At 63.8% G+C, this 12,760-nt stretch carries 7 protein-coding genes; 1 reads left to right on the top strand and 6 read right to left on the bottom strand.

Annotated features, from left to right (window positions below; genetic code table 11):
• The first annotated feature begins 84 nt into the window (after positions 1 to 84).
• Positions 85 to 717, top strand: coding sequence for a LysE family translocator (locus tag ACFW0H_RS12745; RefSeq protein ID WP_422914266.1), 633 nt, complete (start codon positions 85 to 87; stop codon positions 715 to 717).
• A gap of 142 nt (positions 718 to 859) precedes the next feature.
• Here the strand turns inward: ACFW0H_RS12745 and ACFW0H_RS12740 are convergent, their stop codons facing one another.
• From ACFW0H_RS12740 to lhgO, 6 genes are all read right to left on the bottom strand, one after another.
• Complete coding sequence (locus tag ACFW0H_RS12740; protein ID WP_422914265.1) at positions 860 to 5,536, bottom strand: CHASE domain-containing protein; 4,677 nt, start codon at positions 5,534 to 5,536, stop codon at positions 860 to 862.
• Between the two features lie 30 nt (positions 5,537 to 5,566).
• Entirely contained in the window at positions 5,567 to 6,487 is a 921-nt protein-coding gene (locus ACFW0H_RS12735; RefSeq protein WP_422914264.1) for a diguanylate cyclase domain-containing protein, read from the bottom strand.
• Positions 6,488 to 6,879: 392 nt separating this feature from the next.
• Positions 6,880 to 8,277 carry a GABA permease gene (gene gabP, locus ACFW0H_RS12730; protein ID WP_422914263.1) on the bottom strand — a complete coding sequence of 466 codons (1,398 nt, stop codon included), beginning with the start codon at positions 8,275 to 8,277 and terminating at the stop codon, positions 6,880 to 6,882.
• Between the two features lie 273 nt (positions 8,278 to 8,550).
• Positions 8,551 to 9,828, bottom strand: a complete 1,278-nt coding sequence (gene gabT, locus ACFW0H_RS12725; RefSeq protein WP_422914262.1) for a 4-aminobutyrate--2-oxoglutarate transaminase — start codon at positions 9,826 to 9,828, stop codon at positions 8,551 to 8,553.
• A gap of 84 nt (positions 9,829 to 9,912) precedes the next feature.
• Positions 9,913 to 11,361 carry an NADP-dependent succinate-semialdehyde dehydrogenase gene (gene gabD, locus ACFW0H_RS12720; RefSeq protein ID WP_422914261.1) on the bottom strand — a complete coding sequence of 483 codons (1,449 nt, stop codon included), beginning with the start codon at positions 11,359 to 11,361 and terminating at the stop codon, positions 9,913 to 9,915.
• A gap of 37 nt (positions 11,362 to 11,398) precedes the next feature.
• The gene (lhgO, locus tag ACFW0H_RS12715; RefSeq protein ID WP_422914260.1) at positions 11,399 to 12,649 is read right to left on the bottom strand and encodes an L-2-hydroxyglutarate oxidase; all 1,251 of its coding nucleotides are present in this window, start codon (positions 12,647 to 12,649) and stop codon (positions 11,399 to 11,401) included.
• Positions 12,650 to 12,760: the final 111 nt, after the last annotated feature.

Genomic DNA, 12,760 nt, shown 5'->3' with positions numbered 1-12,760 from the left:
CACAGAACCGGCTTTTCGGCAAACTCGAAATGCTCGTCGCGCGGTACGTTGACGGGGTGCCAGATACAGCCGGAGCCCCTGAAAATGCTGGATTCATCGATAGTCGTATTCGTCGCGACCTCAATGCTGATCATCCTTTCACCCGGCCAGGACATGGTCCTGGTGCTTTCCCACTCAATTGCCCGTGGCTCCAGTGCGGGCGTGATTACCGCTGCTGGCGTCGCTACTGGTTTGCTGGGGCATACGGTTCTGGCGGGCCTGGGCCTCGGCGCCTTGTTGCAGGCGTCTGAGCTGGCATTCAGCATCATGAAATATGCCGGTGCAGCCTACATGCTGTATTTGGGCATCAAGGCATTTCGGGCACCGCCAATTGACCTTGGCAGCTCGACCAAGGCGAAGGGAAATCTGCCCTCGCTCTTCTTGAAGGGCGCTTTATCCAATCTCAGCAACCCCAAGATTGCGATCTTCTACTTCGCTTACCTGCCACAGTTCGTGAAGGTGGATAACGCACATCCGACCGAGGCCTTATTAGCATTGGGGGCTACCTTCGCGCTGCTGACCTTCGTGGTGAAGATGCCGATTGGATATTTTGCGGGGACGTTATCCGGAAAAATCCAATCACGCCCGGCAGTTCAGGTTTGGCTGAATCGGACATGCGGTGGTGTGCTGGTGGCGATGGGCTTGCGCCTGGCTACGGAAAGTCAAACCGTAGCCTGATCAGCGAACATGGTTGGCATCGCGGGAAAGAGCGGAATGCGATCATGAACGTGATCCAGTCGGCGCGGCGAAGTGCGAGGCCGACGCCTTCAAACAGCCCGGGCCGGTAGCGGCCTCTCGACAGTGGCCGCTACCGCCTATTTCAAGCGCGACAGGAGTCCGGCTGTGCTGCCAACAGCGGCTGAAGAACGCCGATGGCCGCGTGGAAGTCCAGGCGATCCATGGCAAGGTCCAGTTCAGCCAGCTTCTCGCCACCCAACTGGGCAAGCAATGACGATCGCATGCGGCCGTAGAGTAAGCAGGCCTCGAAATCCTGTTGGTGCAGCAGCTCGTAGAGCTGCGAGATCTGGGCGGGATTGCAGTCTGCAGGGGCGTCTTCATGCGCCTCGGACAGTTCTTGGCTGGCGAGCCACGCTTTCGCAGCCGTCAGCGTTGCGTCCAGGTCCTCGGCGATCACAGCGAACAGCTTCTCGGCCTCTGTGCGATTGCCGGCATGAATCGCCGTTTCCAGTTGCAGCGCGGTTGCGGCGAAGCGCCGTGCACCCAGTGAGCCGAGCGAGCCCCGTAGCGTGTGAAGCCGGGTCGCCGAGTCACGCTGTCGCCCCTCCTCCCAGGCACGTTGAGCCTCGGTGATGGGAGCGTGCCCATCGGCTACGAACTCCCTGACCAATGCCATGAGGGTACCGAGATAGGCCTGGTCGTTCTTGCTGAGGGCCATTAACGGAGCGACGTCAAAGGCCGCCAGTTCGTCGACCGCAAGCCCCGAGGACACTGGCGCGGGGACTGCGGGGAGCGATCTGGCCATGGGGATATCAGTGGGCAGATGTCGAACGATGGCAGCCAGCATCTGCTCGACGTTGATGGGTTTGGCGATAAAGCCATCCATGCCCGCTGTTACGCACTGATCACGTTCGTAATCCAGCACGCCCGCGGAGATGGCCAGGATGGGCAGCCGCAGGTGCAATTCATCGCGGATCACACGGGTCGCGGCGAAACCATCCAGCACCGGCATATGCACGTCCATGAGCACCATCTGGTAGCGTTGCGAATCGGCGCGCAACCTGTCGACCGCCTGCTGGCCATTGTCGGCGACTTCCACTGTCGCACCGGCGTGCTCCAGCATGCCTCTGGCTACCGCCTGATTCAGCGCATTGTCTTCGACCAGGAGCAGGTGCACACCCTGCAAGGGTTTGGCGGAGCCCGTGCTGCCGCTCTCGGGGAGGTCGCCGATCTGCAGCTCTGTCCGTGTGGCCAGTGCTTCAAGCAGGGTGTCGAACAGGTTGGAGCTGGTGACCGGTTTGATCAAGACCGCATCGGCTATGCTCGCCGCGGGTGACTGGATCAGTTGGCCCTGCGCGAAAGCGCTGACCATGACGACAGTGGGTAACGCGCGCATCGGGAGCAGCGCCCGGATCGCCTGCAGGGTACTGAGGCCATCCATCCCGGGCATCTGCCAATCGGCTATGACCACATCGTAGAACTCGTTGCGCAGTTGCAGCCTGCGCACCCGTTCCACGGCCTGCTCACCCGACGCCACCCCTTCGACCTGCCAGTGCCAGCCGGCGATCATCTTGCACAGGTACTCGCGGTTGGTCGGGTTGTCATCGACGACCAGAATGCGCAGATCGCCCAAGCTGATTCGCGATCGTTGCGCACTGTCTTCGTGGGCCAGGCTCGATTGCAGCAGAAGCGGAAGCACAACGCGGAATTCACTGCCTCTGCCAACCGTGCTGTCTACGCCGATGGTGCCGTCCATGAGGGTCACCAGGCGCTTCGAGATCGCCAGACCCAGCCCCGTCCCGCCAAAACGACGGGCGATGGTGCTGTCGGCCTGCGCGAATGGCGCGAACAGGCGCTCCATTTGTTCGGCGCTCATACCGATGCCGGTATCACGCACCCGGAAGCACAGCGTGACGGTTCCCGCATCGCCCGCCACCCGCTGCACCAGCACGGCAACCTCGCCACGCTCGGTGAACTTGATGGCGTTCCCCACCAGATTGACCAGCACCTGCTGCAAGCGCTGGGCATCACCGATCCAGGCTTGCGGTACGTCGGGCTCGACCCCGATCACCAATTCCAGGTCCTTGTGCGCGGCATTGACCGACATGACGGTGGCCAGTGAATTGAGCACGTCGTCCAGGCGGAACGGGGCGGGGTTGATCGTCAGTTGCCCGGCCTCCAGCTTGGAGAAGTCCAGTACGTCATTGAGTATGACGAGCAAGGACTCACCGGCGCCCCGTAGCATTTGCACGTACTTGCGTTGATCGGCGGTCAGGGACGTGTTGGTCAGCAGTTGGGCGATGCCCAGCACAGCACTCATCGGTGTGCGGATCTCGTGGCTCATGCTGGCGACGAATTCGCTCTTGGAGCGACTGGCGAGTTCCGCACGCTCCTTGGCATTGCGCAGCTGCTGCGCCGCTTCCCGCTCCTGGCTGATGTCCTTGCCAATGCCGAGGAACCCGACAATGGTGTCGGCCGAATCTCGCACCGCAGTGACCGTCAGCTGAACGGGGAGTTGCGAGCCATCCTTGCGCACGTAGGTCCACTCGTGCGTTTCGGCCCGCCCCTGGCGCGCCATGGCTACGAACACCTCGAAACCGGTCACCGGATGCCCCAGTTCCTGGCTCAACTCGTTACCACGTGCTTCCACCTCCTCGCCGAGATGCAACAGGGACGTCCCGTGCTGGTCGACCAGCTCGTCGGCGTGGTAGCCCAACATCCGCTCCGCCCCGGTATTGAAGGTCTTGATGGTGCCGGTGACATCAGTGGCGATGATCGCGAACTCACTGGCGGCATCCACCAGGGTGCCGAAGCGGATCTCCGACTCGGTGAACGCAACGGTCAGTTTCTCGGCGAGGGCCCGCGCGTCCTCACGCAAGGTGGTCAGGTTACGCACGACGAAAAACAGCAGCAGGCTGATGAGCGAACCGCAGACCAGGACGACATTCGCTTTCTGCCGGTCGATCGAGGCCTCGAATGCCGGGAGCGTCGTGAGCTTGAGGGTCCATTGGTGATCCGCCAGGGTGATGGTCGATTGGCGGGTGAGCGGATTGGGATACTGGGCTTGCTGCTGCGCCGACAGCGAGCCCCGGGAGTACATTTGGGCCGTCTCGGCCTCCGCATTGCCATCGAAGATCTGCAAGGCATATTCAGCGGGCTGGCTACCGAGCGTGCCCGCCATGAAGTCATTGATCCGCAGCGCGCTGTACACATAGCCTTCCAGGGCCAGGCGGCGCTCAGCCACCGTCGCGATCGGCATGCCATTGCGATAGATCGGCAAATACAGCAGCGCACCTACCTGTACATCGTTATCCGTCTCCTGCACCAACTTGACCTTGCCGGACAGGGTGGCCCGGCCTGAATCCCTTGCCTGGGTCATGGCGGCGCGCCGCACCGATTCGGTCAGCATGTCGTAACCAAATGCCCGCAGGTTCCGGCCGCTGAACGGCTCGAGGAACAGGATCGTGCTGTATTCCTCACGCTCGCCGGGCGGCCAGACCCGAAAATCGGGGAAGCCTTCGGCCCGCACGCGACGCTCCAGCGCCGCCTTGTGGGCAGGCGCGAATTGCGCTGCGTAACCGATGCCCTGAATACCCGGATAGGTTTGCGCGACATCCTGGGTCAGGATGAATTGCCGCCATTCGTCACGCTCGACCGACTGGGACGCGCTGAACAGGCCCTGGCCGCTGCGCAACACTTGTTCGTAGGCTTTCAGGCGCTCACCGATACGCTGTTTGACATCGTTTTCCAGCAGCGCGAACCGCGCCGCGGCATTGGCGTCGGCCTGTGACGCCATGAAATGCCAGGCCAGCACGGTCAGGCCGAGGCTGACGGACAGCGCCATCCAGTACGGGCGAACCTGGCGAAACGGCACGGCGCGTCCCGTTGCATGGGCGCTCCTGGACCGTTCAGCGAGATCGGCCGCCAGCACCAGGCCGGTGACGCTGGTGAGCGCAATGAATATCTCCAGGGTCAGCAGGGATTCATGCAGTGTGCCGCTGGTAAAGGGCCCGTAACCCTGGGTCGTGCTCCAGACGGCGCTGCCGGTCACCGGCAGTACGACCGCCGTGACGCCGCGTACCCCGTAGCGGTAGGCGGTCCAGGCGATGGCGGGCAACAACAGATAGACCAGCGCGTGGTAGCTGGCATCGCTGGGAAAGCGCCTGCCGAACAGGGCCAGCAGCACCAACGTCAGCGCTATCGCCGACAGCGCCATTTCGAGGGCCGATCGCCTCGCTCCGGATGCCCCCGACCGGGCGCCCCAACTGAGCAGCAAGGGCGTCAGAATCAGGATGCCGGCGACATCGCCCAGCCACCAGGTCGTGGCGATGATGGTCTCCGCGGGCGCTGGCGCGATGCCGCTGAGGATCAGGCTGCTGGTGCCGATACCAGCACTGACCGTGCACATCAGCAGGGTGACCAGCACGAACTGGGCGACCGCTTGCGGTGATGCCAGGAAGCGTCCGGACTTCACCCAGGTGCGCAACAGATAACGGCCGAGCACGGCTTCAAGGGTATTGCCGATGGCAATGGTCAATGACGCAACAATCACCGTGCCGCCGGGCGCGACCTGATTGGCGGCGAACACGGCAAAGTTGGCGGCAAAGGCACCAATGGCAATGGCTGGCCACACGCGATAACCGAACAGCAGCAGTGCGGCGAAGGCAATGCCCGAGGGCGGCCAGACCGGCGAAGCATTGGTGTTGGCGAAGGCCAGGAGCAGCCCCAGGCGGGCGGCCCCATAGTAAAGGGCGGCAAGCGCGAGGACGACGCCCAGCCAGCGTGCGAGGGTTGTCGGGTGCAGAGCACTACGCTGCATGGGGAATGTCCTTTCCGATCGGCCCTGAAGTCACGGCCGGGTACTTACGATGGCGCGGTTGCGGCCTGCGGCCTTGGCCTGGTAGAGCGCCTGGTCGGCCAGGGCGATCAACTGCAGCGTGGTGCTCTCCACACTCGGCACCAGGGAGGCCACACCAACGCTGATGGTGACCTGGTCAGCGGTCTCGGACGCCTGATGGGCGAGTTGCAGATTCCGTACGACCTCACAGAGGCGCTCGCCGTACTTTCTGGCGCCATGGGTATCGCTGTGCGGCAGGATGATGACGAACTCTTCGCCACCGTAGCGCGCCACCAGCTCCCCGGGTCGACGGGCGACCGTATCGATGGCGGTGGCGACCCGCTGCAGGCAGACATCGCCCTGGGGGTGGCCATAATGGTCGTTGTAAGCCTTGAAATGGTCGATATCGATCAGTGCCAGCGCCAATGGCGAGTGCTGCCGACGGTGCCGTTCGAATTCCTGGGCCAAGGATTCATCGAAACAGCGACGGTTGTACAACCCGGTCAAGCCGTCGCGATTGGCGAGCTGGCGCATCATGGCCGTGTGTTGCTGCAGACGCAGGTGGGTCTGAACCCGTGCCCGCACCACAGGTGGATTGAACGGCTTGGTGATGAAGTCCACGGCGCCGGCCTCCAGCGCCCGGATTTCGCTGTCCATCCCGGTGTGCGCCGTGATGATGATGACGGCGCATTCCTTGGTGGCTGCGTCGGCCTTGAGTGCGGTACAGACCTCGTAGCCGTTCATGCCGGTCATTTCCACATCCAGCAGAATCAGCGCCGGCTGCCGTGACTGCGCCAGCTGAATGCCCATCTCTCCGCTGGTGGCGAACAGGATCTGCCCCTGGTCCTTGAGCATGCCGCTCAGCAAACGAATCGTATCGGCGCTGTCGTCAATGATGAGGATCAGGTTCGGTTCGGCATCTGGCTCGGGCATTGCGACATCCTTTTCGTAGTTATTGCTGTTCGCCCCAAGGCTTGCCACCCGGTAGCACCAGGCGCTGCCCTGAACTGCTTGTTACCGCCGAGGTCGGCTCCAGGTCGCCGCACCAGCGCAATCAGCCCACCCGAATGCAGTGTGCATCCGAAGTGAAGCCAGCTGAAGTCAAATCTGCAGGACCTCGCCTATCCGCTAGCCTTTGGTCCGTCTGTTTTGATCTGGGCGGAGACTCGTGATGATTCGAAGCCCCCTCAGTCCCGAATCCAGCCCAGGTTGTTAGTGTAGATACATTTCCTGCAACCCTTACGGTTCATGCGTGAGAGCCGCCCCAAGCAAAAAGACACGCCCGAAGGCGTGTCTTTTCGTTCAACTCGAAGTTTCCCGGGGCGTCAGCCCTGCGCGCTGCGCAACGCCGCCCCACCCTGCTCTGCCCGCGCGCGGCGGCGGGTGATGAGCAGGCCGGAGCAGACCACAAGGATGCCGAGAAGCATGGTGGCGACGACTTCGACGCGGTGATCCGGGCGCAGCAGCATCAGCACCAGCACGCTGCTGATGAAGAGGATCACGCCCCAGGTCAGCCAGGGGTACAGCCACATGCGGTAGCTCAAGGTCTTGCCTTCGGCCAGCAGGCGCTTGCGCATGCGCAGTTGGGAGATGGCGATGACCAGGTACACCAACAGGGCGATGGCGCCGGAACTGGCCATGAGGAAGCCGAACACCTTGGAAGGCACCATGTAGTTGGCGATCACGGTGAGGAAGGCGGCACCGGTGGAGAGCAGCACGGCGTAGATCGGGGTGCCGCTGCTGGTGGTCACCTGGGCGCAGGCCGGCGCGTCGCCACGGCGGCTCAGGGAATAGAGCATGCGCGAGGCGGTGTAGAGGGAGGAGTTCAGGCAGCTGGTCACCGAGGTCAGCACGACGAAGTCGATGATGGCCTTGGCGTGGGGCACGCCCAGGGTTTCCAGCACGGTGACGTAGGAGCCATCGCTGGCCAGGCGCGGATCGTTCCACGGCACCAGCGCGATCACGATGAAGATCGACAGGATGTAGAACAGCGTGATCCGCCAGATCACCGAGTTGGTGGCCTTGGAGATCTGCTTGCCGGCAGCATCGGATTCAGCGGCGGCGATGGTCACCACCTCGGCGCCGAGGAAGGAGAACATGGTGATCAGCATCGCGCTGAGCACCGCGCCGAAGCCGTTGGGCATGAAGCCGCCGGTGTCCCACAGGCGCGAGACGCCGCTGACGCCCGATTCGGGCAGCAGGCCGAAGATGGCGCAGGCGCCGAGGATGATGAAAGCGACGATGGCGGCGACCTTCACCAGGGCCAGCCAGAACTCGAACTCGCCGTAGTTCTTCACGCTGAACAGGTTGGTGGCGGTGAGCAGAAGGGTGATCGCCAGCGATAACACCCAGATATCCAGTTGCGGTACCCAGGTGTTGATGATGGTGGCGGCGATGTTGGCTTCGATGGGGATGATCAGCACCCAGAACCACCAGTACAGCCAGCCGATGGTGTAGCCCGCCCATTTGCCGATGGCCTGGTCGGCGTAGGTGGAGAAGGAGCCGGTGTCCGGCGAGGCGACGGCCATTTCGGCCAGCATGCGCATCACCAGCACCACCAGCGCGCCGGCGAAGATGTAGGCCAGGATGGTGGCCGGGCCGGCTTCGGCGATGGCGCGGCCGGAACCCACGAACAGGCCGGCGCCGATCACACCGGCGATGGAAAGCATGGTCACGTGTCGGGACTTCAACCCGTGACTCAGGTTGTTCTTATCTGTCTGCATGGCATTACCTTTGTTCTTGTCGTGCCCCTGGGGGCATCGTCGGTATCCGCGATCACCAGACGCGGGACGAAAAAAGCCCGCCCTGCCCGGGACGGTGGGCCGGGCAAGACGGGTGAGCAGGGACCAGGGTGACGCTCTAAAACTCAAGGTCCGCTGCGCGTCGGAATGACGGTGTTGAGCGCGGCTTCGAAATGCTCATTCAGGGCACCTGAACTCCGCTTTCTCAGCCGCCCTCGCCTAGTCATTCGCTAGCTCGCAGGACCTTTGTGGTTCTCAGGCGAGTTCGTCGAAGCACTCGCCGATGATGGAAAGCCCACGCTCCAGGTCGGCATCGCTGACGGTCAGCGGTACCAGGATGCGCAGGACGTTGTAGTAGGTGCCGCAGGAGAGCAGGATCAGGCCTTTTTCGCGCGCCTTGGCAACGACCTTGCCGGTGAGCTCGGCGGCAGGCTTGTTCAGGTCGCCGCCCTCGAACAGTTCCACGGCGACCATGGCGCCGAGGTTGCGCACGTCCACCAGGCTGTTGTGGCGCTCGCCGATCTTGCGCAGGCCGGCGGTGAGGATCTCACCCACCGACTTGGCGCGATCCAGCAGCTTCTCGCTTTCAAAGGCTTCGATCACCGCCAGGGCTGCGGCGCAGGAAACCGGGCTGCCGGCGTAGGTACCACCCAGGCCACCGGGGGCCACGGCGTCCATCACATCGGCACGGCCGGATACGCCGGCCAGCGGGAAGCCACCGGCGATGGACTTGGCAAAGGTGGTCAGGTCGGCGGCGACGCCCATCTGCTCCATGGCGAAGAAGGTGCCGGTACGGCCAGCGCCGGTCTGCACTTCGTCGGCGATCAGCAGGATGCCGTGCTGGTCGCACAGCGCGCGCAGGCGGGCCATGAAGTCCTTCGGCGCGACGTTGAAACCGCCCTCGCCCTGTACCGGCTCGAGGATGATCGCGGCGATGTCGCTGGGGGCGGCATCGTTCTTGAAGATGCGCTCGAGGCTGGCCATGGCCTCATCCACCGACACGCCATGGAGGGCATTCGGGTACTGGGCGCGGTACACGCCGCCCGGCATCAGGCCCATGCCGGCGGAATACGGCACCACCTTGCCGGTGAGGCTCAGGGTGTACTGGGTGCGGCCGTGGTAGGCGCCGGTGAAGGCGATCACGCCGTTGCGGCCGGTGGCGGCGCGGGCGATCTTGATGGCGTTTTCCACCGCCTCGGCACCGGTGGTGACCAGCAGGGTCTTCTTCTCGAAGCTGCCCGGCACCAGCTGGTTGATCTTCTCGGCCAGGGTCACGTAGGGCTCGTAGCCGAACACGTGGAAGCAGGTGTGGGTCAGCTTGGCCAGTTGCTCCTGCACGGCAGCCATGACTTTCGGGTGCAGGTGACCGGTGTTCAGTACGGCGATGCCGCCGGCGAAGTCCAGGTACTCACGGCCTTCAACGTCCCAGACGGTGGCGTTCTCGGCGCGGTCGGCGAAGACCTGGTGGATCTGGCCGACGCCACGGGGAATGGCGGCCATGCGGCGTTGTTGCAGGCTCTGGTTGGTGTTCATCGTTGACTCCAATATCGCAATCGCCCCGCACGGGAAGCCGCCGCAGCGACTTCCCGCACAGGAAAGGTGGGTGATCCGCCGTGCTTACACGCCGATGCAGAGGTATTTGATTTCCAGGTAGTCATCGATGCCGTACTTGGAACCTTCGCGGCCCAGGCCCGATGCCTTGACGCCGCCGAAGGGCGCCACTTCGTTGGAGATGATCCCGGTATTGATGCCGACGATGCCGTACTCCAGGGCCTCGGCCACGCGGAACACGCGGCCCAGGTCGCGGGCATAGAAGTAGGCGGCCAGGCCGTATTCGGTGTCGTTGGAGAAAGCGATGACTTCGTCTTCGTCCTTGAAGCGGAACAACGGGGCCAGCGGGCCGAAGGTTTCTTCCTTGGCCACGGCGGCGCTCTTCGGCACGTCGACCAGGATGGTCGGCTCGAAGAAGGTGCCACCCAGGGCGTGCGGCTTGCCGCCGGCAACCACCTTGGCGCCCTTGGAAACGGCGTCGGCGATGTGCTCCTGGACCTTGGCCACGGCCTTCTCGTCGATCAGCGGACCGGTGGTGACGCCGGCTTCCAGGCCGTTGCCAATGTTCAGCTTGGCCACGGCGGCCTTCAGCTTCTCGGCGAAGGCTTCGTACACACCATCCTGCACGTACAGGCGGTTGGCGCAGACGCAGGTCTGGCCGTTGTTGCGGTACTTGGAGATCAGCGCGCCTTCTACGGCGGCGTCGAGGTCCGCGTCGTCGAAGACGATGAAGGGTGCGTTGCCACCCAGTTCCAGGGACACCTTCTTGATGTCCTTGGCGCACTCGGCCATCAGCTGGCGGCCGATTTCGGTGGAGCCGGTGAAGGACAGCTTGCGCACGATGGGGTTGCTGGTCAGCTCACCACCGACTTCGCCGGCGGAACCGGTGACCACGCTCAGCACGCCTTTCGGGATGCCGGCGCGCTCGGCCAGTTCGGCCAGGGCCAGGGCGGAGTACGGGGTCTGGGACGCGGGCTTGAGCACCATGGTGCAGCCGGCGGCGAGCGCCGGGCCGGCCTTGCGGGTGATCATCGCCGAGGGGAAGTTCCACGGGGTGATGGCAGCGGTGACGCCGATGGGCTGCTTGATCACCATCAGGCGCTTGTCCGGCTGGTGGCCGGGGATCATGTCGCCGTAGACGCGCTTGGCTTCCTCGCCGAACCACTCGAGGAAGGAGGCCGCATAGGCGATCTCGCCACGGGACTCCACCAGCGGCTTGCCTTGCTCCAGGGTCATCAGGCGGGCCAGGTCTTCCTGGTTCTGCATCATCAGTTCGAACCAGCGGCGCAGGCGGTTGGCGCGGTCCTTGGCGGTCAGCGCACGCCAGGCCGGCAGGGCGCGCTCGGCGGCCTCGATGGCGCGGCGGGTTTCGGCAACGCCCATCTTCGGTACGGTGCCGATCAGCTCGCCGTTGGCCGGGTTGTTCACCTTGAGGGTCTGGCCGTTGTCGGCATCGACCCAGGCACCATCGATGTACGCCTGCTGGCGGAACAGGGTGGAGTCTTTCAGTTGCACGCTTGTCATCCTCTGGTCGGGTAACGGTGACGACGGCTCAGCCGGCGGCCCGCTGGTTGTTATGGGTGGCTGGCTTCAGAAAACTGGTGCCGGATGCGGCGATCTGTTCGCGAACCTTGTCGACGATGTGGGCGCCGATCGGGATGGCGGAGGTGGCAGCGGGCGACGGTGCGTTGCACACGTTCACGCTGCGCGGGGTGTTGACGAAGAGGAAGTCGTCGATGAGCTTGCCTTCGCGGGACACCGCCTGGGCACGCACGCCGGCCGGGTATGCGGTGAGGTCGGCCTTGGTGATGCTCGGGCAGTATTTCTGCACTTCCTTGAGGTAGCCGCCCTTGAACAGGGAGTTCTTCATCTCGATCAGGCCCGGGCGCAGGTTCTTCGCCAGCACCTTGAGGATGCCGGGGGACGTCAGAGTCTCGAACAGGTCTGAGACGGAGATATCGGACTTGCGGTAGCCCTCGCGCTTCATGGCCAGCACGGCGTTGGGGCCGACGGTGACGGTGCCGTCGATCATCCGCGTCAGGTGCACGCCGAGGAAGGGCATGGACGGGTCCGGGATCGGGTAGATCAGGTGGTTGACGATCTGGTTGTGCTGCTTGGGCAGCAGGTAGTACTCGCCACGGAACGGGCAGATGATGAAGTTCGGCTCGATGCCGAGCATGCGCACCACGCGGTCGGCCATCAGGCCCGAGCAGGTGATGAGGTAGCGGCCGTGGAATTCGTCGGTGCGGGTGCGCACCACCACTTCGTCGGCGCGCTCATCGAGGCCGGTGACCTCGGCGTTGTAGCGGATTTCGCCACCGGCGGCCTGGAATTCGCGGCCCATGGCGGCGGTGACTTCGGCATAGCTGACGATGCCGCTGGAGGGCACGAAGATGCCGCCCATGCCGACGATGTTCGGCTCACGCTCGCGCAGCTCGCCAGCGGACAGCCAGTAACGCTCCAGGCCGTTGGCCGCGGTGCGTTCCCAGAGCGCCTTCATGCGCTCCATTTCCAGCTCGTTGGTGGCCACCAGCAGCTTGCCGCACTCGTCGTAACGGATGCCGTGCTTGTTGCAGAAGGCCTTGGTGGCCTTGTTGCCTTCCAGGCAGAAGCGCGCCTTGAGGCTGCCGGGGGTGTAGTAGACGCCGGCGTGGATCACGCCGCTGTTATGGCCGGTCTGGTGCCGGGCCGGACCGGATTCCTTCTCCAGGAGGAGAACCTTGGCATCCGGGTAAACCTGCATCAGCTGCATGGCCGTGGACATGCCCACGATACCGCCGCCGATGATGATGAAATCGTACACAGCCATTACCTCGCGCACTGGCGTAGCTGACCTGTCCTGTAGGAGCGAGCTTGCTCGCGAAAGTCCGTGCGCGGGACCTTCGCGAGCAGAGCTCGCTCCTACAACGGTTGC

The sequence above is a fragment of the Metapseudomonas cellulosilytica genome (assembly GCF_049334135.1).
Taxonomy (GTDB): domain Bacteria; phylum Pseudomonadota; class Gammaproteobacteria; order Pseudomonadales; family Pseudomonadaceae; genus Metapseudomonas.
This window is presented reverse-complemented; position numbering and strand designations above follow the sequence as displayed.

Excerpts from the sequence above, each read along its gene's own strand:
- ACFW0H_RS12745 (WP_422914266.1), top strand. The coding sequence starts at position 85 with ATGCTGGATTCATCGATAGTCGTATTCGTCGCGACCTCAATGCTGATC.
- gabT (WP_422914262.1), bottom strand. The coding sequence starts at position 9,828 with ATGAACACCAACCAGAGCCTGCAACAACGCCGCATGGCCGCCATTCCC.
- ACFW0H_RS12740 (WP_422914265.1), bottom strand. The coding sequence starts at position 5,536 with ATGCAGCGTAGTGCTCTGCACCCGACAACCCTCGCACGCTGGCTGGGC.
- ACFW0H_RS12735 (WP_422914264.1), bottom strand. The coding sequence starts at position 6,487 with ATGCCCGAGCCAGATGCCGAACCGAACCTGATCCTCATCATTGACGAC.
- gabP (WP_422914263.1), bottom strand. The coding sequence starts at position 8,277 with ATGCAGACAGATAAGAACAACCTGAGTCACGGGTTGAAGTCCCGACAC.